This is a genomic window from Streptomyces sp. NPDC086519 (genome assembly GCF_040686075.1).
GTDB lineage: Bacteria > Actinomycetota > Actinomycetes > Streptomycetales > Streptomycetaceae > Streptomyces > Streptomyces shenzhenensis.
Genome location: NZ_JBFBJL010000112.1, coordinates 1 through 20,276 on the forward strand (window position 1 = coordinate 1; position 20,276 = coordinate 20,276).

Here is a 20,276-nt window from a genome sequence, read left to right on the forward strand (position 1 = left end):
GTGTGCAGGGCGAGAGTGGTCTTGATCAGCCCGGCCAGGCCGGCAGCACACTTGGTGTGCCCGATCTGGGACTTGACCGACCCCAGCGCACAACCACCGTTCACCGCACCCGCCTCCGCGAACACCTCACTGAGGATGCTGAGTTCGGTACGGTCACCCACCACCGTGCCCGTCCCGTGCGCCTCGACCAGCCCCACCCTCGCGGGCGAGATCCCCGCATTGCGGTACGCCCGCAACAGCGCCGCCCGCTGCCCCTCCGGCCGCGGTGCCGTCAACCCCAACGAACGGCCGTCGCTGGACGAGCCCAGGCCCTTGATGACGCCGTAGACCAGGTCGCCGTCGCGCTCGGCATCCGCCAGCCGCTTCAACACGACACACGCCACGCCCTCACCCAGCGCGATACCGTCGGCGGAGCCGTCGAAAGCACGGGAGCGGCCGGTCGGCGACAACGCGTGCACAGACGAGAACAGCACATAGTCGTTGATCCCGTTGTGCAGGTCGGCACCCCCGCACAGCACCACATCGCTCGTCCCGGCGACCAGCTCCTTGCACGCGACGTCGACCGCGGCCAGCGAGGAGGCACACGCCGCGTCCACCGTGTAGTTGGCGCCGCCCAGGTCGAGGCGGTTGGCGATCCGGCCCGAGATGACGTTGGCCAGCATGCCGGGGAAGGAGTCCTCGGTGAGCCGGGGCAGCTGGTCTTCGAGGCCGTCGGGCACCTTGCCGTAGTAGGAGGGCAGAACCGCGCGCAGCGTGGCCGCGTTGGACAGGTCGCTGCCGGCCTCGGCGCCGAAGACGACGGAGGTGCGCGAACGGTCGAACTGCCGTCCCCGCGCGCCGTATCCGGCGTGGTCCAGGGCGCGCCGGGCGGCCTCCAGGGCGAGCAGCTGGACGGGCTCGATGTGCCCGAGGGAGGCGGGCGGGATGCCGTAGCTCAGCGGGTCGAAGGGGATCGGCGGCAGGAAGCCGCCCCACTTGGACGTCGTACTGCCGTCGGCGTGGTGTACGGCCGGATCCCAGCGGTCGGCCGGCACCTCGGTGACCGCGTCGTGTCCGGCGACCACGTTCGCCCAGAACGCGGCGAGGTCGGGAGCCTGGGGGAACATGCAGGCCATGCCGACGATCGCGATGTCCAGCGGCGCGGGCGGCGCTTCCGGCCTCGGCTCGTCCGCTCCACCGAGGCGTCCACGGACCGCCTCCGCACGGGCGGCGAGGAAGTCCGCGGCGCCCTGGGTCACCGAGCGGTGCAGTGCGGCGACGGTCGTGGTCGCCGAGCGGAGCACGGCCACCTCTCCGGCCATGAACATGCCCTCGGCGAGCTGGCGCTCGGCGTCGACCTCGGTCAGCGCGCCGGTGGCGGCACGTTCGAGCCCCTTGCTGGCGATGCGCAGCCGGCCGACGTTGAGCCGCTCCAGCTCCTCCCAGACCTGGCGTTCGGGCACGCCCCGCGCACGCAGCGCGGCCTCGAACTCCCGGTAGCCGTCGCTGAAGGGGCTGGGCACGCAGCGGGTGGTGTGGCCGGGCGCGGTCTCCAGGAGGGCGGTCTCGACGGCGGCCACGACCTGGCGCTGGAAGAGGGGCTGGATCGCGCCCCGGGTCACCGCCTCCTCGGTGAAGAGGTAGGCCGTACCCATGAGAACGCCCACCCGAGCGCCGCGTGCAGTGAGCGGTGCGGCGAGTGCCGCGACCATCGCCGCCGAGCGTTCGTCGTGGATGCCGCCCGCGAAGAACACCTCCAGGCCTTCGAGGTCCGGGAAGTCCTCCAGCACGGCGAGCTGGGCCTCCCAGAGCGGGAAGCTCGCGCGCGGGCCGACGTGGCCGCCGCACTCGGAGCCCTCGAACACGAACTTCCGGGCGCCCACTTCCAGGAACTGCCGCAGCAGCCCGGGCGAGGGCACATGCAGGAAGGTGCTGATCCCGGCCCGCTCCAGCGCCTCCGCCTGGGCGGGCCGGCCGCCCGCGATGATCACGTGCGTCGGTCGCAGTTCTCGTACGGCTTCCAGCTGGGCGTTCCTGAGCTCCTCCGGTGCGAAGCCGAGGATGCCGACACCCCAGGAGCGGTCGCCGACGGCTTCCTTCGTCTCCCTCAGCATCGTGCGTGTCCGATCGCCGTCGGCCAGGGCCAGGGCGAGGTAGGGAAGTCCGCCGGCGTCCGCGACCGCGGCCGCGAACCGCGGCTGATCGCTGACCCGGGTCATGGGCCCCTGCGCGATGGGGAGTTCGGTCCCGAGCGCCGCGCTCATGGGGGAGCCGCCCCGCAGAGTTCGGGCGGCGGCGTCGCCGCTCAGGGCTTCTCCCACGGCGGCGGTGAGGGCGCGGACGACGCCGCCGGCGTCGCGCCAGCGCTCGGCGAAGCGGGCGGCGAGGAAGCCGTCCTGGCCGACCGGCAGGAGGGGAGCGCCATCCGATGGCTCGGCCCCGGGCTTCCTGACGGGTCGCAGTACCCGGTGGCCCGCGACCACCGTCGTCTCCGAGCCGTCCATCGAGCGGAGTGCCGCTGCCGTCGTCTCCGGCAGCGCCGACTCGGCCAGCAGAGCCAGTTGGCTGTCCAGAACCACGCCTGCCGCGCCGCCGGCCACCGCCGCGGCCGCCGCGCCGGGGCCGATGCCTCCGCAGGCCCATACCGGCAGGTCCAATTCCGTTGTGCTGAGGAGTTGTTGGAGAAGGACGAAGGTGCTCAGCGTGCCGACCCGGCCGCCGCTCTCGGCACCCCGGGCGATCAGCCCGTGGGCTCCGGCGCGAGCCGCCGCCCGTGCCTGGTCGAGGTCCGTGACCTCCACGAGTACCCGTCGGCCGGCGGGGACGTCGGCGACCTGCCACGGCGATTCGACGCCCAGGACGACGGTGTGGGGCCCGTCGTCACCCTGCGCGGTGCCGTCCCTCGCGAGATCCTGGGGATCGGTACGGCAGGGCGCCGCGACCCGGACCCCGAACCTGCCCGGCGCCCAGCGCCGCAGCCGGTCCAGCGCATCCCGGGACCGCCGGTCGCCGTCTCCGAGGTCGAGTACCCCGAGGCCGCCGGCCCGGCTGACGGCGGCGGCCAGCCTGGCGTCCGGTTCACGGAAGGGGGTGATGCCAATGATCAACTCTTCGGCGCGTACAGCAGACATGAGAGTTCTCCGCATGAACGGTGAAACTGCATGGTGGGGGGCTCCGCCTACAGGCGACGAGTTCACTCGAGAAGGCACGTGTGATCCGTGCACGTGCGGTCTGTCTTCCCTGACGTGCGTTTTCTGGCCGGGCAGCGCGCGGCTTCAGCGCGCGGCCGACGAAACCGCGTGGTTCGCCGCTATGTATCCGAACACCGCCGAGGCGGCGATACTCGCTCCGGCGCCCGGATACCTGCGGCCCATCACGGATGCCGTGCAGTTGCCCGTGCCGTAGAGGCCGGCGATCGGTTCGCCCGTGGTGTCGAGAACACGGGAGAACTCGTCGCAGAGAACTCCTCCACTGGTGCCGATGTCACCCGGGTACAGGGCGACCGCGTAGAACGGCGGCTTCAGGAGGGGGCCCAGGCAGGAGTTCGGCCGGTGGGTGAGGTCGCCGTAGTACTTTTCGTGGTCGCCCTCGCCCCGGTGGAAGTCCTCGTCGACGCCCTCCAGCGCGAACCGGTTGAAGCGTTCGACGGTCTTGAGGAGTCCGTCGGTGTCGATCCCGCACTGGCGGGCGAGTTCCTCCAGGGTGCCCGCGCGCTTCATGGCGCCGTCGGCGATCCATTCCTTCGGGGTCCGGCCGGGCGGGGACATGCCGAACGGGTAGTGGCTGCGGTGCCGGGAGTCGACGACGAGCCAGGAGGGCACGGCACCGCCGACGTCCCGCTCGCGGGCGTACATCCGCTGGCCGGCCTCCTGGTAGGCGACGGCCTCGTTGAAGTACCGGCGGCCCGCCGCGTCGACGATGATCGCCCCTGGTTTGCTGCGCTCGGACAGGCACATGCCGGGGGTCCCGTCGGGTGTGATCCACGAGGGCATCCACCACGCCTCGTCCAGCATGTCCGTCGCCGCGCCGTGTGCCATGGCGATCCGGATGGTCTCTCCCGTGTCGCCCGGATTGGCCGAGGTCCACGAGGTACTGGTGGGCCGCCCCCGCCCGTACTCCTCGCGCATCTCCTGGTTGCGGGCGAAGCCCCCGGCGGCGAGGAGCACGCCGTCACGCGCCCTGACCCGTACGTGGTGCCCGCCCTGACGGACGACGGCGCCGACGACCCGGCCGTTCTCGACGACGAGGTCGGTCAGTGCGGACTCCAGCCACACCGGAACGCCTCTGCGCAGCAGCGTCTGGAGCAGGCGGGCGGTCAGAGCGGCCCCGTTGGTGACGAGCCGCTGCCCGCGGAGCCGGCCGAGCAGGGTGCGCAGTGCCACCCTGGCCAGGGTGGCCAGCCCGGTCCGCGTCCGCATCCGCATCATGGGTCCGGCCTCACCGGTGTAGGCGTTGAGGCCGCCCGCGAAGCCGATCCGGATCCGGTCCTGCCAGGGCCCGAGGCGCTTCTTGTCGAAGGCCTTCGCCTCGATCGACCTGCCGCGAGCCGAGCCGCCCTCGCATCCGCGGACGCCGGAGTAGTAGTCGCTGTAGCCTTCGCAGCGCCGGAACTCCAGCCCCTCGGACTCCAGGAAGCCGACCATCTCGAAACCCGCGTCGAGGTAGGCCCGTCTGCGGGCCGGCGACGATGCCGGGCCCGCGTCGCCCACGACGGTGTCGAAGTAACGGAGCGCGGCGTCGAAGGAGTCGGGAACGCCTTCGCGTCGCATGAGCGGATTGTGGGGCAGCCACAGCACACCGCCCGACATGCAGGTCGAGCCGCCGAACAGGTCGGACTTCTCGATGACCAGCACGTCCTTGCCGAGCGCACGGGCCCGCAGCGCTCCCACGACGCCCGCGCCGCTCCCCACCACCAGGAAGTCGGTCGAGTGGTCCCAGTCGGTCATCGACCTGCCTCCTCGGTCTTCGATGTGGCAGCCGTGTCCCGGGTGCCGACGGATGACCACCGTAGGTTCGGAGATCGGGCGCGCCGCGTCCGTCCTCCCACTCAGTGGAACGGGGCTGCGGCGAGAGCCGTCGGGGCGTCCGAGATCTCCTGCGCTGAACCGCTACGGCCCCGTGGTCACGGCCTCGCGCCACGGTGCCCGGGCGGCTATGGCCTGCCGCCAGCGGTGGATCGTCTTCGGCGGCATTCCGACCGCGAGGGCGCCGACGAGCCGGTCGCCGCCGCGGTAGGCGGCCACGAACCGGCGGGCCGCCAGGTCTCCGTCCACGACGGCGACCTCGTCGTGACCGCGCAGCCAGCCGTACGCCTGGACCCGGACGTCGTACTGGTCGGACCAGAAGTACGGCACCGGCGCGAACGCTTTCGCGGTCTCGGGGTGGAGCAGGTTGCGGGCCGCCGCCATGGCCTGCTCGGCGGCGTTGGTGCGGTGTTCGATCCGCATGGAGACACCGAACAGCGGGTTGTACCAGCGGGCCACGTCCCCGGCGGCGTACACCCCTCGCGCGACCTGGCAGTGCTGGTCGCACACCACTCCGTCGTCGAGGGCCAGTCCGCTGTCCGCCAGCCATTCGGTGTTGGGCACCGAGCCGATCGCCACCAGCACGGCGTCGCCTTCGACCGTCTCCCCGTCCGCCAGCCGGACAGCGCGGGCCGTCGTCTCGGTCACGGTGACCCCGCAGCGCAGCGTCACGCCCCGGTCCCGGTGCAGTTGGGCCAGCACCGTCCCGACCGGCCCGCCCACCGCGTGCGCCAGGGGGACCGGCGCCGGTTCGAGGAGCACCACCTCACAGCCGTGGGACCGGGCGGCGGCGGCCGCCTCCGCACCGAGGAACCCGGCGCCGACGACGATCAGCCGGCGCCCCGGCGCCAGCCGCTCACGCAGGGCCCGGGCGTCGTCGAGGGTGCGCAGGACGTGGGCGCCGACGCCGGGAAGACGGCGGGGGCGTACTCCGGTGGCGACGAGCAGACCGTCGTACGCCACCTGGGTGCCGTCCGCCAGGCACACCTCGCGGTCGGCCGGGTCCAGGCCGGTGGCCGGGGTGTCCGGGCGGAGGTCGAGGTCGAGCGCGGCGAGGTCGAGCGGGGAGCGCAGGGTGAGCCGGTCGGCCTCCCACTGGCCGGTGAGGAACTGCTTGGACAGCGGCGGGCGGTCGTACGGCGGATGCGGCTCCGCTCCGATGAGGGTGAGCGTGCCGTCGTATCCCTCCCGACGCAGCGTCTCGGCAGCCATGAGACCGGCGGCGGAGGCGCCCACGACCACGATCCGGTTCCGTTCCGCGGACATAGGGGTCCTACCTTCTCGACATGGATGGGCCGGGCCCGGCCCGGCCGGGTCAGGGCTGCCGGGTCAGGGCTGCCGGGTCAGGGCTGCCGGGTCACCGGTGCCCGCCACAGCGCGACGAGCGCGTCGACCAGACCGGTGGCCGCGTCCTGCCAGGTGGCCCTGGGGGTGTGGGTGGTGTCGGCGAGGGCGCGTTCCCTGTCGACGGACATCTGGACGATCAGGTGCATGGTCATCAGGGCCCGTTCGGCCCGCACCCGCTCCGGCAGTTCGGGGACGCAGCGGGTGAGCCCCTCCTCCAGCCGGGTCAGCGACGGGGAGGCGGCGTAGAACTCCTCCTCCGCGATGGCGTAGAGAGCGGGGTCCGCGGTGACCTGGGCGATGAAGCGCGCGTACCAGCTGGGGCGGCCCAGCTCCTCCAGGTGCCGGGTGACGGGGCGGACCGAGCAGTCCACCCAGTCCCGGAGTTCCGAGGAGTCACCGATGCCGGCCAGCATGCCGGTCCGGATGGTCTCGATCTGTTCGGCGTGCGTGCGGACGAGAGCCCGGACCAGGTCGGCCTTGGTGCCGAAGTGGTAGGTGACGGCGGTGTTGTTGCCCTGGCCCGCGGCCTCGCTGATCTGACGGTTGGCGATCGCGTAGACGCCGTACTCGGCGAACAGCCGCTCGGCCGCGTCCAGAAGTGCCTTCCGGGTCGCCCGCACCTGCTCGTCCCGCCGTGTTCCGCTTGCCATGTGTCACCACCGTGTCCGGGCATCACGCCGCCTCCCGGCGACCCTGTCGGGCGGACCACCGCGCCCAAAAGTTAAATCACCGCGTTGATTTCCGTCCAGAGGACCATCGGGTCCGATCCCGGTACGGTGGTGCGCATGACGGCCAGGCGTGTCCGGCACGAGCAGGTCAGGGCGACCCGGGAACGCATCCGGAGCACGGCGGAGCGGCTGTTCGCCGAGTACGGCATGTACGCCGTGTCCAACCGCCGGATCAGCGAGGCCGCCGGGCAGGGCAACACCGCCGTGGTAGGCTACCACTTCGGTACGAAGGCGGACCTGGTGCGAGCGATCGCGCGCCATCACGCCGAGCGGCTGGAGCTGGTGAGCCGGCGGCTGCTGGCGGAGACCGGTGAGTCGTCCGCGCTGCGGGACTGGGTGGCGTGTCTGGTGCGGCCGACCCCCGAGTACCTCGCGGAGCTGGGCAGTCCGACGTGGTTCGCGCGTTTCTGCGTGCAGGTGATGGCCGATCCGGTGCTCCACGAGATCCTGGTCGCCGAGATCCTCTCCGCGCCCGTGTGGCGGCAGATCCTCGTGGGCCTGCACGGCTGCCTGCCGGAGCTGCCGGAGGAGGTCCGCGCGGAGCGCACCGCCATGACCAGGCACGTGATCCTCCACATGTGTGCCGACCGCGAGCGGGCCCTCGCCCTGGGAGCCGTCACCCCGAGGGCGAGTTGGCACGACGCCGCCACCGGCATCGTCGACGCAGTCGTCGGGCTGTGGACGGCGCCCGTGACCAGGGGTTTCTGAGCACGCCCACAACGGTTGCACAAGGCGTTCATGACGCCCCCTCAAGGGATTTTGAATCAACCGATTGACTTAGCAGCTGAGCGGGAGTTCACTCGGAGGCGCGCTCGGCGGAACCCGTACGGGACGGGCCCGGCGGTCGCTCGCACGCCACCCGTTCGCGGGTTCCGGTCGTCCTGGGTGATGGCGGCCGTGGGATGCCGATCCCAGGCGGTCCCCCCTGCACAGACCGTGCTTGACGGCATGTCAGTTCGTTCTTGGCTCATCCCCCCCGCCGCAGGTTCGGCGGTCGCACCACACAACCGCCCCTCTCACAGCGCCGCTGTGCCCTGGGCGACAAGGAGCAGCCGGTGAGAGTAACCATCGACCAGGACAAGTGCGTTGCGGCCGGCCAGTGCGCGGCCACCGCGCCCGACGTGTTCGACCAGCGCGACGAAGACGGCGTCGTCCTGCTGCTGACCGACACCCCCTCCGCCGAGCGCGCCGACGACGTCCGCCACGCTGCCGCCGTCTGTCCCGCGCTGGCGATCCACGTCACGGAATGACAACCCGCAGACCCCCTAAGGATGGACATGTCCGACGCACTGTCAGACGTCGCGGCCGGCACGACGGCGGAGATCCCCGCATGGCCGTTGCCCCGGGCTGCGGGCTGCCCCTTCGACCCGCCCCCGGCCCTGCGGGCGCTCACCGCCGAGAAGCCGCTGGCCCGGGTGCGGATCTGGGACGGCAGCACCCCCTGGATCGTCACAGGTCACTCCGCACAGCGGCAGTTACTCGCTGACCCCCGGGTCAGCGTCGACGAGCGGCTGGCCGGATTCCCGCACTGGAACGAGGGCATGGCGGCCGCGGTCGCGTACCGCCCGCGGTCCGTGTTCAACTCCGACGCCCCCGAGCACAGCCGGTACCGGCGGATCATGACCGGCCCGTTCACCCTGAAACGGGTGGAGGCGCAACGCCCCGCCATCCAGAAGATCACCGATGACCTCATCGACACGATGCTGTCCGGTCCGGCCCCCGCCGACCTGGTGGAGGCCCTGGCCCTTCCGCTGCCGACCCTGATGATCAGTGAAATGCTGGGCGTCCCCTACGAGGACCACGAGTTCTTCCAGGAGCGCGCCGCTCGCGGGATCGCCCACAACGTGTCCGCCGAGGAGAGCGGGCGGACCTTCATGGAGCTCAACGAGTACCTGGTGCGGCTGGTCGAGAAGAAGGCCGCCGAACCCGCCGACGACGTGCTGTCCGACATCGCGGCCCGCGTCACCGCCGGTGACATCACCGTGTCCGAGGCGGCGATGATGGGTCTGGGCCTGCTCATCGCCGGACACGAGACGAGCGCCAACATGATCGGCCTGGGCACGGTGGCGCTCCTCGAACACCCCGGGCAACTGGCGGTCCTGCGCGACACCGACGATCCCCGGGTCGTCGCGGGCGCGGTGGAGGAACTGCTGCGCTACCTCGGAATCATCCACGGCGGACAGCGGCGGGTCGCCAAGGAGGACATCGAGATCGGCGGCGAGACGATCCGCGCCGGCGAGGGCATCATCGTCGAACTCTTCAGTGCCAACCGGGACGCCGCCGTCTTCCCCGGTCCCGATCTGCTGGACCTGCACCGCGGCAACGCCCGTCACCACAACGCGTTCGGCTTCGGCATCCACCAGTGCGTGGGCCAGCAACTCGCCCGGGTGGAACTCCAGATCGTCTTCGGCACGCTCTTCCGCCGCATCCCCACCCTGGCCCTTGCCGTACCGGTGGACCGGATCGAGTTCAAGCACGACCGGCTCGCCTACGGGGTCTACTCACTGCCGGTCACGTGGGGGTGAGCGGGATGCCGACGGAGGAATGGTCAGGAAGGGTCGCCGTCGTCACCGGCGGTGCCGCCGGTCTGGGCCGTGCGACGGTCGAGCGGCTGCTGGCGGCCGGTTCCCGGGTCGTCGTCGGCGACGTGGACCGGGAGGCCGGTGAGTCCCTGGCGAAGCAGCACGGCAAGGACGTCCGCTACCGGCACACGGATGTCGCAGTCGCCGAGCAGGTACGGGACCTGGTGGACTTCGCGGTGGCGGAGTTCGGCGGCCTGCACCTCATGGTCAACAACGCCGGTGTCCCGGGGGCCATGAGGATGAGCATCCTGGACGAGGACTTCGCCGACTTCGAGCGGGTCCTCGCGGTCAACCTCTACGGCGTGATGACGGGCACCCGCGAAGCCGCCCGGCACATGGTGGCCAACGGCGGCGGCGCCGTCGTCAACATCAGTTCCATCGGCGGTGCCGAGGCCGGTCCCGGAGTGCTGTCGTACCGGGCCTCCAAGGCCGCGGTCATCCACTTCAGCAAGTGCGCGGCCCTCGACCTGGCCGAGTACGGCATCCGGGTCAACTGCGTGGCACCGGGCGGCATTCCGACCGGACTGCTGGCCTCCGCGACCGCCGACGACGAGACGGCGAAGGCCATCCGCGCCCACATGGCGGCCACCCAGCCGCTGCCCCGCGTGGGCACCCCCCAGGACGTCGCGGAAGCCGTCGCCTATCTCGGCGGCGACGCCTCCCTGCACGTCACCGGCACCGTGCTGACGGTCGACGGCGGGGCCACCGCGGGCCGCAGGCCCCTGCGTCCCGCACGCGAACCATGAAGGTCGACGGCACCTGGAGCGGTGCCGACGTCATAGCGCAGGCCAAACGCCTCGAACAGGACGGCTACGACGGCCTGTGGGCGTCCGAGACGAGTCATGATCCCTTCTTCCCCCTGCTGTTGGCGGCCGAGAGCACCGAGCGCCTGGAAGTGGGCACAGCCGTGGCGGTGGCCTTCGCCCGCTCCCCCATGCAACTCGCCTACACCGCCCACGACCTGCAGACCTACTCGGGCGGCCGTTTCCTCCTCGGCCTGGGCAGCCAGGTGAAGCCTCATGTCGAACGGCGCTACTCGATGCCCTGGAGCAGGCCGGCGGCCCGGATGCGGGAGTACGTCGCGGCGCTGCGCGCGATCTGGTCCGCCTGGAACGACGAGACCAAGCTGGACTTCCGGGGGGATTTCTACACCCACACCCTGATGCCGCCGTTCTTCGCCCCGCCGCCGGCTCCGTCCGGACAGCCGAAGATCCTCGTGGCGGCGGTGGGCGAGGCGATGACGACCGTGGCCGGCGAGACGGCGGACGGCCTGCTGCCGCACGCCTTCACCACCGAACGCTATCTGCGCGAGGTCACCCTGCCGGCGGCCGAACGCGGCCTACGGGCCTCCGGCCGGACCCGTGACGACTTCTGTGTCAGTCATCTCCTGCTGACCGCGACCGGCCGGACGCAGGAGGAGATGGCCGACGCCGTGGCACGGACCCGCCGTCAGATCGCTTTCTACGGCAGCACTCCGTCGTACCGGAACGTCCTCGATCTGCACGGCTGGGGCGCACTCGGCCCCGAACTCACCTCGTTGTCCCGCGAGGGCCGCTGGCAGGAGATGGGCACGCTCATCGACGACGAGGTCCTGAACGCCTTCGCGGTGGTGGCGGAACCGGACCGGCTGGCCGCCGAGATCCACCGGCGCTACGGCGCACTCGTGGACCGGGTCTCCTTCTACACCGCCTACGAGATCGACGACGAGGTCTTGGCTCCCGTGGTCGAGGAACTGCGCACGATCCCGTACCAGCACCAGCACCAGCACCAGCACCCATGAACGGAGGACACCGATGTCCGCCCTGTCGTCCACCCTCTATCCCGCCGAAGGCTTCGGGCCGCCCAAGGAGCGGCGCGGCCACGCCGACGTCTCGTCCCTGGGCCTGCCGCCGGGCACCGAGGTGTTCTCCGCCGACAACCACATCTCGCTCGCGGAGGACATCTTCTACGACAAGTTCCCCGAGCACCTCAAGAACCACGCCCCACGGGTCTGGTACAAGGACGAGGCCTATGAGCTGGGCGTGGGCGGAAAGTCCTTCCTGCCCGGTGAGTTCAGCGCCGTCCTCATGCAGTACGACCCCCTCGAAGGCGCCGGCACCGACAACATCGAGGGGCGCATCCGGGAGCTGGCCTCGGACGGCATCGCGAAGGAACTGGCGTTCCCCAACGCGATGCTGGCGCTGCTCCCCTACCCCGACAAGACGATCCGCGAACTGTGCTTCCGGATCTACAACGAGTACATCGCCGGGGTGCAGGAACGCTCGAACGGCCGCTTCTACGCCGTCGGGCTGGTCAACTGGTGGGACGCCAAGGGGGCCCGCAAGACCCTGGAAGAGCTGAAGAGCCTGGGCATCAGGACGTTCCTGATGCCGCTGTCACCGGGGATGGACGACGAGGGCAACCCGATCGACTACTCCAGCACCGCGATGATCCCGGTCTGGGACGCGATCGAGGAGGCGGGGCTCCCGGTCTCCCACCACATCGGTGAGACCCCGCTGAAGGCGCCCTGCGAGGTCAACGCCATCACCGTCGGCATGATGGTGAACGTGGCTCCCTACCGGGAGATGTTCGGCAAGTACGTCTTCAGCGGCATCATCGACCGCCATCCCGGCCTGCGGATCGGCTGGTTCGAGGGGGGCGCGAACTGGGTCGCCGCCGCCCTCCAGGACGCCGAGCACCTCCACGCCTCCTACCGGCACATGCTGGACCGGCCGCTGGAGCACGACGTGCGGCACTACTGGGACCACCACATGTACGCGTCCTTCATGGTCGACCCGCTCGGGCTGGAAGTGCTCGACCGCATCGGGACGGACCGGGTCATGTGGGCCGCCGACTACCCGCACAACGAGAGCACGTTCGGCTACTCGGAGAAGTCTCTCGCCATGGTCGTGGACGCTGTGGGCCCCGAGCGGGCCGCCCGCATCGTCAGCGGCAACGTCCAGGCATACCTCGGCCTGTAGGCCGACGGGACAAGAGAAAGCGACGGCGAGCCGCCATGACGACACCACGGAGGCGGGGATGACCGGCATCGACATCCCGCCCCAACCCGACCTGGCCCGGATGGGCCGTGACCGCGGCGCCCGGCTGCGGACGGCGATGACGGATCAGGGCGTCGACGCCCTGATCCTGCTCGGCAACACCGCGGTGAGCTATGCGACGGGGGTGAGCTGGCCACTCGGCGACTCCGGCCTGGCCCACGCCGAGCGGCCCGTCGCCGTGGTGGTGGCGGAGGATCCGTGGCCCCACCTGTTCATGCCGTTCCGCGAGGGGGCTGCGACCGGGTCGTCGCTCCCTTCCGACCACGTCCACCCGCCGCTCTACCTGGAGTACGACGACGGGGTGCGGACCTTCTCGGCCGCTCTCGCCGACCTCGTGCCCGCCGGGGCCGTGGTGGCGGCCGACGAGCTGACCGGGGCGATGCGCCGGGCGGGCAAGGAGCTGTTTCCCGGCGGACCGCCGGGTGACGCCGCCATGGTCCTGGCCGTGGCCAAGCTGCTCAAGACCCCCGACGAGCTGTCCTGCATCCGTACCGCGCTGCGGATCACCGAGCGGGCCATGGCCGGCATCGAGGGTTCGCTGGCACCGGGCATGCGCCAGATCGACCTGTCGGCAGGCTTCCTGCGCCAGGCCTACGAGCACGGCGCCCAGGCCAACGTGCTCGACCCCATCTGGCAGGTGATGCCGGCCTCCCGGGCGGCGGGGGTGTGGACCACCCACGGTGACCTGGCTCTCCCGCTGCTGACGACGGAACGGGAGCTCGCCAGGGGGGACGTGCTCTGGACCGACGTGAGCATCACCTACGCCGGGTACTGCTCGGACTTCGGTCGCACCTGGATCGTCGGCCAGGACCCCGACCCGCGTCAGCGGGCGCAGTTCAGGAAGTGGCGGGAGATCCACGAAGCGGTGAAGGACGTGCTGCGAGCGGGAGCCACCGCCGCCGATCTGACCCGGGCCGCCATCGAGGCGAACGGCGGCAGCAAGCCCTGGCTCCCCCACTTCTACCTGGGGCACGGCATGGGCGTGGACCCGGCCGAGATGCCGTTCGTCGGCACCGACCTGGGCGAGGAGTTCGACGAGCAGCTGGTGCTGGAGGCCGGCATGGTGCTCGTTCTCGAACCGGTGGTCTGGGAGGACGGCACCGGAGGTTACCGAAGCGAGGAGGTCCTCGTGATCGAGGAAGAGGGCTTCACGGCCCTGACCGACTATCCCTACACGCCCTATGGCGACTGAGGTCCGGCCGGACGACCGTGCTCTCCGCGTCGGGCGGCGGGAGCGCGCGCTGGCGCACATGGCAGCCCATGACCTCGATGTCCTCGTCCTCGGCCGGGAGGCCAACGTCCGTTACGTCACCGGGACCCCGGGACTGTGGACCGCGGGCACCCGCCCCTTCGCCCCCGCCGCCGTGGTCGTCCGCGCCACCGGGGCCATCCATGCCCTGATGACGTGGGACGAGGGGGTGCCCGACGACATTCCCCGGGAGCACCTCTACGGCCTGACCTGGAACCCGATGAACTGGGTGACGGCACTGCGGGGCATCGAGGGAACGGCCACGGCCCGGCGGGTGGGCACGGACACCATCTCGCCCCTGTTCCTCCAGCTGCTGCCCATGGCCTTCCCCAAGGCCGAACTCGTCGACGGCGAGGTGGCCATGCGGGCCGCGCGCCGGGTGAAGACGGACGAGGAGGTGGGGGCCCTGCGGCGGGCGGTCGCAGTGGCCGAGGACAGCCTGGCCAAGGCGGTGGCCGAACTACGGCCCGGCGTCACCGAGCGGCATCTGTCCGGAGTCCTGCTGGAGGCGGCCGCGGCCGGCGGGGTGAGTACTCCGGCGACCCAGGAAGTGGCCTGGGTGACCTCTCGGGAGCACCCGTGGCGGAAGGTCGGCGGGGACGGGCGGATCGGCCCGGGAGACCTTGTGGCCTTCACCGCGGGGGTGGTCGCGGGCGGATACATCGGCGAGGTCGCACGCACCTGGCCGGTCGAGGGCAGCGACAGGGACGGCACCCGGGCCCTGTACCGCCGTTGGGACGAGCTGTGGGCGCTGCTGTGGGCCGCGTGCCGGCCGGGGGCGCCGGCCGGTGACCTGCTCGCCGCCTACGAGACGGCCGGCGAACCGCTTCCTCCCATGCCCGTCGCCCGCGGGCTGGGCCTCGGCTTCGACCCGCCCGTGGTCACGGCCGGCCTGCCGCTCACCGCGGCCGGGGAACGCCTCGAAGCCGGCATGGCGCTGGCCGTGACCGGCTACGTCTGGCAGGAGGGCGTGGGTGCCGTCCTGGGCCGCGAGGCCGTCCTCATCACGCCCGACGGAGCCGAGCTGCTCACGTCCAGTCCCGTCTGGCGACCGTAGACCGGCGGGTCAGGGTCGTTGCCCCGCGCCCCTGACCCGCCTTCCCCCTCACCCGGCCGGGAAAGGACCCCCTCGCATGGCTGACAGCACACGTCCCTCGGCGGAGGAGATCATCCGCTACGAGAAGGACCCCAAGACGAAGATCGCCACGCTCACCCTGGACCGGCCCGACGCCCTCAACGCTCCTACGGCGGCGGCCCGGCTGCGCTTCGCGGACCTCCTGCACCGGGCCGACGTCGACGACGAGGTGAAGGTCCTGGTGATCCGGGGCGTCGGCGACGACCTCGGTTCCGGCGCCGACATCGCGGAGACCATGGAGATGCACGCCGCCCCGACCGCCGGACCGCTCCTGGCGGAGCAGGGCATCGGCGAGGACGAGGACGTCCGTTATCCCCCCAGGGGTTCCTACCGCTACGGCGGGAGCCCGGCCCAGTGGTACGCCCACCCCCAGGGCGGCTGCCGGAGCCTCCAGGACTTCAAGAAGATCAGCATCCTGGAGGTCAAGGGGTACTGCTACGGCTGGCACTTCTACCAGGCGGCCGACGCCGACCTGGTGATCTCCTCCGACGACGCCCTCTTCGGCCATCCCTCCTTCCGCTACGTCGGCTGGGCGCCCCGGATGTGGAGCTGGGCGCAGACGATGGGGCTCAGGAAGTTCCAGGAGATGGTGTTCACCGGCCGGCCGTTCACGGCCCGGGAGATGTACGAGTGCAACTTCCTCAACAGCGTCGTCCCCAGGGCCGGGCTGGAGGCCGAGGTGGAGAAGTACGCACTGGCCTGTGCGCGCACCCGGCCCACCGACACGGTGTACATGCAGAAGGTGTTCTTCGAGATCTTCAAGCAGCACCAGGGCGAGTACATGGGCTCGCTGCTCACCGGCCTCTTCGAGTCGATAGGCGGGATCGCGCGGGCCGACGGCGACGACCTGATGCTCGACGAGGAGACGGTCGGCGGAGGGATCGCCAACGCGGTCAGGGGCAACGACGGCAAATTCCCCCCGGAGTTCCGGCTGAGCAAGTCGGGCCGTGAGCAGCAGGGCCGGGACGCATGAGCCCGACTCCGCTGGACGGCTGGGTGGTCGTCGACCTGACCACGGGCATCCCCGGCGCCTACTGCACCAAGCTGCTGGCCGACGGTGGCGCTCGGGTCGTCAAGGTCGAGGCGCCGCAGGGCGATCCGCTGCGCCGCTGGTCGGCGTCCGGGTCCGCGGTCCCACCCGACGGGGACGGCGCGCTGTTCAGCTTCCTGGCCTGCTCGAAGGAGAGCGTCGTAGTCGGTTCCGGCGATTCCGGCACGGTAGGTGACCTGCTCGCATCCGCCGATGTGGTGGTGTGGTCGCCGGGTTCACCGATCACCGGCCTCTCGCCTCGGGAGATCCACCGCGACCATCCGCATCTCGTCGTCACCTCGATCACGCCGTTCGGGCTGGAAGGCCCGTGGTGCGACCGTCCCGCGACCGAGTTCACCCTGCAGGCGTGGTCCGGCGGGATCATCGGCCTCGGCCGCGGTGCCCCCGACCGGCCGCCGGTGTGCGTCGGCGGCCGGGCCGGGGACTGGGTGTCGGGGGCGTACGCCGCCGCCGCGACGCTGGCCGCCCGGCTGCGCGGACCGGGGGAACTGGTCGACCTCTCGATGCTGGAAGCGCACGTACTGTCCCTGACCTACCACCCGGTCACGTTCTTCGACATGCTGGACCGGCCGTGGCAGGCGGCCCGCAGGCTGAACGTGCCGGGCGTGGCCACGGCCAAGGACGGCCTCGTCGCCCTCGGATGCGCGACGGCCCAGCAGTTCTTCGACCTCTGCGCCATGATCGGGCACCCGGAGTGGATCGACGAGGAGAACCCGTTCTCCATCATCCAGCGGGCCACCGAGGTGGCCCCGGTCATCCAGGAGTGGACAGCGGGCCGGACCGTCGCCGAGATCCGTGAACTGGCCACGGCCTTCCGGATTCCCAACGCCGTGGTGGTCAACGGCGCGAACGCGTCCGCCCTGGATCACTTCACCGAGCGGCGCACCTTCCTGCGCAACCCCCGCGACGGTTTCCTCCAGCCCGCTCCTCCCTGCCGGCTGGCGCCCGCGGCGCTGCGGCCACCGGGGCCGGCCCCACGACTCGGCGAACACACCGGCGTCGCTCCTGCGCCACAGCGGCGGGAGCCCCTGCCCTTCAGTGGTCTGCGTGTCCTGGACATGACGGCCTTCTGGGCCGGTCCGTCGTGCACGCACGTGCTCGCCATGCTCGGCGCCGAGGTGATCCACCTGGAGTCCGCCTCGCGCCCCGACGGAACCCGGCTGATCGCGGGCGTGCCACCGAGCGTGGACCGGTGGTGGGAACGGTCACCGATCTTCGCGGGCCTCAACACCGGCAAGAAGAGCCTGACCCTCGACTTCGGCACCGAGCGGGGGCGGGAGCTGCTGCGCGGGCTGATGGCGACCTGCGATGTGATCGTCGAGAACTACACACCCCGTGTCCTCGATCAACTCGGCCTGGACTACGAGGCGGTGAAGGCGATCCGCGCCGACGTGATCATGGTTCGCATGCCCGGCTTCGGCCTGGACGGTCCGTGGCGCGACAACGCCGCCTTCGCCTTCGTCATCGAGGACGCGTCGGGTCTGACCTGGCTCACCGGACATGCGGACCAGAACCCCGTCGAGCCCTACTCGCTCGGCGACCCGAACGCGGGTGTCCACGCCCTCAGCGGTCTGCTGATGGCGCTGGAGCATCGGCGCCGCACCGGCGAGGGTGTGCTGGTGGAGGCGGCGATGGTCGATGCCGCGCTCAACGTGGCCGCCGAGCAGGTCATCGAGTACTCGGCCTACGGCGCGCTGCTGGGGCGGACCGGGAACCGGGGGCCGGCCGCCGCCCCGCAAAATCTGTATCGCACCGCGGACATCGACGAGTTCGGCGGTGACGACTCCTGGGTGGCGATCGCCGTGGCCACCGACGGGCAGTGGGAAGCGCTCCGCGCGGCCCTCGGCAGCCCCGACTGGGCGACGAGCCCGCGGCTGTCGACCGCCGACGGGCGACGCGCGCACCACGACAGCATCGACGAGCGGCTCGCCGAATGGTGCCGCGAGCGTGGCGCGGACGACATCGTGGACCTTCTCTGGCCCGCGGGTGTGCCGGTCGGCAAGGTCCTGCAACCGCACCGCCAGGGCGAACTGGAGCAGTTGCGCTTCCGCGGCTTCTTCGAGGAGGTCGACCACCCCGTCAACGGAGTGGCCCGCTACAGCACGTGGCCCGCGCGCTTCTCAGGAGGCCCCGACCGCCGCCATGTCCGCCATGCCCCGCTGCTGGGCGAGCACAACCACGAGCTGCTGGCCGGACTCGGGCTGACGGAAGCGGAGATCGCCACGTTGGAGAGGGACGGGGTCATCGGCCGGGCACCGGCCCGCTAGGGCCTGTTGCGAAAGAGAGGAAGGAGACGCGATGACACCGCGGATCGGGATGATGCTCACGAGCACGGTGGACCACACCAGCGTGGTGGTGGTCCGCTGGACGGCCGGGGACCAGGAGGTGACCTGCGGGGGCGCGCCGATGATCGACTCCGCGCAGGCGGACCCGGTGTCCCGGCAGCCCCTGGACCCGGGCAAGTCGGCCGGGACGCTGCTCGGCAAGCGCTATGCCACCGAGGACGGCAGCGTGGAACTGCTGTGCACCAGGCCCGGGCAGGGCACCCTCGCGGTGGGCGGTGTGCCGCTCCTCGTCAAGAGCGCCAGGCCACTGCCGGCGTCGGACTGACGCCATGGATCTCATGATGCTGCTCGACATGGCGGCCGCGGGATTCCCCGACCGCCCCCTGATCGGCACGCTCACCGCCCGGGAGCTGCGGGACGCGGCGAGAACGGGCGCCTGCCTCATCGCGGAGGCAGAGGCCACCTGCGTCGGGTATCTGGCGGTGAACGGTCCCGCCTTCTCCGTGGCCCTGTTCGCGGCCGCGGCGGCGGGAGTACCGTTCGTGCCCGTCAACTACCGCCTGGGCGCCGACCAGTTGTCGTCCGTGCTCGCCCACCACCCCGGGGCCTTCGTCATCGCCGACGACCGGCACACCCCGCTGCTCGGCGCGCGGCACTCGCCGCGGTCGTGGCTGGCGTCGACGACCTCCCGGACACCGACGCCGCTGGAACCCGTCGCACGGGACCCCGCCGTCGTCATCTACACCAGCGGGACCACGTCCACCCCCAAGGGCGTCCTGCTGCGCCACGGCAACCTGGTCTCCTACGTCATCGGCGGCGTCGAGTTCGGCAGCGCGCAGCCGGACGAGACGTCACTCATGTGCGTACCGCCGTATCACATCGCCGCCGTCTCCCACGTCCTGACGAACGTCTACGCCGGCCGCCGGCTGGTCGTGCTCGACACGTTCTCGGCGGAGCGCTGGCTGGAACTCGTGCGGACCGAACGTGTCACGCACGCCATGGTGGTGCCGACCATGCTGGCCCGCCTCATGGAGGAGCCCGAACACGACGTCCCCACGCTGCGGACGCTGGCCTACGGTGGTGCCGCCATGCCCCCTCGGGTGATCGAGCAGGCGCTGCGGGCCTGGCCGCACGTCGGGTTCGTCAACGCGTACGGGCTGACGGAGACCAGCTCCACCGTCTCCGTGCTCGGCCCCGGAGAACATCGCGAGGCCGCCGCCTCCCGGGACCCCGAGGTACGCGCTCGCCTGCACTCGGCCGGACGTCCGATCCCCGGCGTCGAGATCGAGATCCGCGACGAGGACGGCGTGCCCCTGCCCTCCGGCACACCGGGGCGGGTCTGGGTCCGCGGCGCGCAGGTGTCCGGCGAGTACGCCGGGTTCGCGTCGGAGAAGTCCGGCGGCTGGTTCGACACGCGTGACCTGGGCCGACTCGACCGGGAGGGTTTCCTGTTCGTGATGGGCCGCCAGGACGACACCATCATCCGCGGGGCCGAGAACATCGCCCCTGCGGAGATCGAGGATGTCCTGCTGCGCCAGCCGGGCGTCGCGGACGCGGTCGTGGTCGGTGTGCCCGACGAGGAGTGGGGCCAGCGCATCGAAGCCGTCGTCGTCCCCGCCCGGGGAACCTCGCTCGACGGCGAGGAACTGCGTACCGAGGTGCGCCGGCTCCTGCGCGGTTCCAGGACACCCGACCGCATCGCCGTATGGACCGAGATACCGCGCACGGCCACGGGGAAGGTGTTGCGCCAGGACGTCAGAACGGGACTGGGCAGGACGAGTTGAGGTGGTGTGCCGCGTCTCGGGCGCGGCCACACCGGCGCGCGTCTCCCGGCGGAGGGATCCGGACCGCCGGGCCC

The 20,276-nt window shown here is 71.4% G+C and carries 16 protein-coding genes; 12 read left to right on the forward strand and 4 right to left on the reverse strand.

Features of this window, described 5'->3' with window-relative positions:
- The 4 genes from AB0P24_RS45880 to AB0P24_RS45895 form a co-directional block, all read right to left on the reverse strand.
- Nucleotides 1–3,110: beta-ketoacyl synthase N-terminal-like domain-containing protein (locus AB0P24_RS45880; RefSeq protein ID WP_365805105.1), on the reverse strand; the 3,110-nt coding region annotated here is incomplete at its 3' end.
- Nucleotides 3,111–3,254: 144 nt separating this feature from the next.
- Nucleotides 3,255–4,925 (reverse strand): FAD-dependent oxidoreductase, encoded by a 1,671-nt coding sequence (locus AB0P24_RS45885; RefSeq protein ID WP_365805107.1) that lies wholly within the window; start codon nucleotides 4,923–4,925, stop codon nucleotides 3,255–3,257.
- A gap of 162 nt (nucleotides 4,926–5,087) precedes the next feature.
- Nucleotides 5,088–6,269 carry an FAD-dependent oxidoreductase gene (locus AB0P24_RS45890; protein WP_365805109.1) on the reverse strand — a complete coding sequence of 394 codons (1,182 nt, stop codon included), beginning with the start codon at nucleotides 6,267–6,269 and terminating at the stop codon, nucleotides 5,088–5,090.
- A 77-nt stretch (nucleotides 6,270–6,346) separates the two neighbouring features.
- Complete coding sequence (locus AB0P24_RS45895) at nucleotides 6,347–7,000, reverse strand: TetR family transcriptional regulator (RefSeq protein WP_365805111.1); 654 nt, start codon at nucleotides 6,998–7,000, stop codon at nucleotides 6,347–6,349.
- A gap of 135 nt (nucleotides 7,001–7,135) precedes the next feature.
- Here AB0P24_RS45895 and AB0P24_RS45900 point away from each other — a divergent pair, with 135 nt between their 5' ends.
- The 12 genes from AB0P24_RS45900 (at nucleotide 7,136) to AB0P24_RS45955 (ending at nucleotide 20,202) form a co-directional block, all read left to right on the forward strand.
- On the forward strand, nucleotides 7,136–7,786 hold the full coding sequence (locus AB0P24_RS45900) for a TetR family transcriptional regulator (protein ID WP_365805113.1): 651 nt from the start codon (nucleotides 7,136–7,138) through the stop codon (nucleotides 7,784–7,786).
- Nucleotides 7,787–8,133: 347 nt separating this feature from the next.
- Nucleotides 8,134–8,328 carry a ferredoxin gene (locus AB0P24_RS45905; protein WP_365805115.1) on the forward strand — a complete coding sequence of 65 codons (195 nt, stop codon included), beginning with the start codon at nucleotides 8,134–8,136 and terminating at the stop codon, nucleotides 8,326–8,328.
- Between the two features lie 27 nt (nucleotides 8,329–8,355).
- Nucleotides 8,356–9,603: a cytochrome P450 gene (locus tag AB0P24_RS45910; RefSeq protein ID WP_365805117.1), complete on the forward strand. Its 1,248-nt coding sequence runs from the start codon at nucleotides 8,356–8,358 to the stop codon at nucleotides 9,601–9,603.
- 5 nt (nucleotides 9,604–9,608) lie between these two features.
- Nucleotides 9,609–10,406 (forward strand): glucose 1-dehydrogenase, encoded by a 798-nt coding sequence (locus AB0P24_RS45915; RefSeq protein ID WP_365805119.1) that lies wholly within the window; start codon nucleotides 9,609–9,611, stop codon nucleotides 10,404–10,406.
- Nucleotides 10,403–11,440 (forward strand): LLM class F420-dependent oxidoreductase, encoded by a 1,038-nt coding sequence (locus tag AB0P24_RS45920; protein ID WP_365805121.1) that lies wholly within the window; start codon nucleotides 10,403–10,405, stop codon nucleotides 11,438–11,440. The genes AB0P24_RS45915 and AB0P24_RS45920 overlap by 4 nt, the downstream gene beginning before the upstream one ends.
- Before the next feature lie 13 nt (nucleotides 11,441–11,453).
- Entirely contained in the window at nucleotides 11,454–12,620 is a 1,167-nt protein-coding gene (locus tag AB0P24_RS45925) for an amidohydrolase family protein (protein WP_365805123.1), read from the forward strand.
- A 58-nt stretch (nucleotides 12,621–12,678) separates the two neighbouring features.
- Nucleotides 12,679–13,890 (forward strand): Xaa-Pro peptidase family protein, encoded by a 1,212-nt coding sequence (locus tag AB0P24_RS45930; RefSeq protein ID WP_365805125.1) that lies wholly within the window; start codon nucleotides 12,679–12,681, stop codon nucleotides 13,888–13,890.
- Nucleotides 13,880–15,004, forward strand: coding sequence for a M24 family metallopeptidase (locus AB0P24_RS45935; RefSeq protein WP_365805127.1), 1,125 nt, complete (start codon nucleotides 13,880–13,882; stop codon nucleotides 15,002–15,004). Before AB0P24_RS45930 ends, AB0P24_RS45935 begins: the two co-directional genes overlap by 11 nt.
- Nucleotides 15,005–15,080: 76 nt before the next feature.
- Nucleotides 15,081–16,055 (forward strand): enoyl-CoA hydratase/isomerase family protein, encoded by a 975-nt coding sequence (locus AB0P24_RS45940; protein WP_365805129.1) that lies wholly within the window; start codon nucleotides 15,081–15,083, stop codon nucleotides 16,053–16,055.
- On the forward strand, nucleotides 16,052–18,400 hold the full coding sequence (locus tag AB0P24_RS45945; protein WP_365805131.1) for a CoA transferase: 2,349 nt from the start codon (nucleotides 16,052–16,054) through the stop codon (nucleotides 18,398–18,400). The genes AB0P24_RS45940 and AB0P24_RS45945 overlap by 4 nt, the downstream gene beginning before the upstream one ends.
- A 31-nt stretch (nucleotides 18,401–18,431) precedes the next feature.
- Nucleotides 18,432–18,743, forward strand: coding sequence for a hypothetical protein (locus tag AB0P24_RS45950; RefSeq protein WP_365805133.1), 312 nt, complete (start codon nucleotides 18,432–18,434; stop codon nucleotides 18,741–18,743).
- Between the two features lie 4 nt (nucleotides 18,744–18,747).
- Nucleotides 18,748–20,202: a fatty acid--CoA ligase family protein gene (locus AB0P24_RS45955; RefSeq protein WP_365805135.1), complete on the forward strand. Its 1,455-nt coding sequence runs from the start codon at nucleotides 18,748–18,750 to the stop codon at nucleotides 20,200–20,202.
- The last annotated feature ends 74 nt before the right edge of the window (nucleotides 20,203–20,276 follow it).

Coding starts and splice junctions, on each gene's coding strand:
- AB0P24_RS45890 (WP_365805109.1), bottom strand. CDS start 6,269: ATGTCCGCGGAACGGAACCGGATCGTGGTCGTGGGCGCCTCCGCCGCC.
- AB0P24_RS45945 (WP_365805131.1), top strand. CDS start 16,052: ATGAGCCCGACTCCGCTGGACGGCTGGGTGGTCGTCGACCTGACCACG.
- AB0P24_RS45895 (WP_365805111.1), bottom strand. CDS start 7,000: ATGGCAAGCGGAACACGGCGGGACGAGCAGGTGCGGGCGACCCGGAAG.
- AB0P24_RS45955 (WP_365805135.1), top strand. CDS start 18,748: ATGGATCTCATGATGCTGCTCGACATGGCGGCCGCGGGATTCCCCGAC.
- AB0P24_RS45940 (WP_365805129.1), top strand. CDS start 15,081: ATGGCTGACAGCACACGTCCCTCGGCGGAGGAGATCATCCGCTACGAG.
- AB0P24_RS45885 (WP_365805107.1), bottom strand. CDS start 4,925: ATGACCGACTGGGACCACTCGACCGACTTCCTGGTGGTGGGGAGCGGC.
- AB0P24_RS45930 (WP_365805125.1), top strand. CDS start 12,679: ATGACCGGCATCGACATCCCGCCCCAACCCGACCTGGCCCGGATGGGC.
- AB0P24_RS45950 (WP_365805133.1), top strand. CDS start 18,432: ATGACACCGCGGATCGGGATGATGCTCACGAGCACGGTGGACCACACC.
- AB0P24_RS45925 (WP_365805123.1), top strand. CDS start 11,454: ATGTCCGCCCTGTCGTCCACCCTCTATCCCGCCGAAGGCTTCGGGCCG.
- AB0P24_RS45900 (WP_365805113.1), top strand. CDS start 7,136: ATGACGGCCAGGCGTGTCCGGCACGAGCAGGTCAGGGCGACCCGGGAA.
- AB0P24_RS45935 (WP_365805127.1), top strand. CDS start 13,880: ATGGCGACTGAGGTCCGGCCGGACGACCGTGCTCTCCGCGTCGGGCGG.
- AB0P24_RS45920 (WP_365805121.1), top strand. CDS start 10,403: ATGAAGGTCGACGGCACCTGGAGCGGTGCCGACGTCATAGCGCAGGCC.
- AB0P24_RS45910 (WP_365805117.1), top strand. CDS start 8,356: ATGTCCGACGCACTGTCAGACGTCGCGGCCGGCACGACGGCGGAGATC.
- AB0P24_RS45915 (WP_365805119.1), top strand. CDS start 9,609: ATGCCGACGGAGGAATGGTCAGGAAGGGTCGCCGTCGTCACCGGCGGT.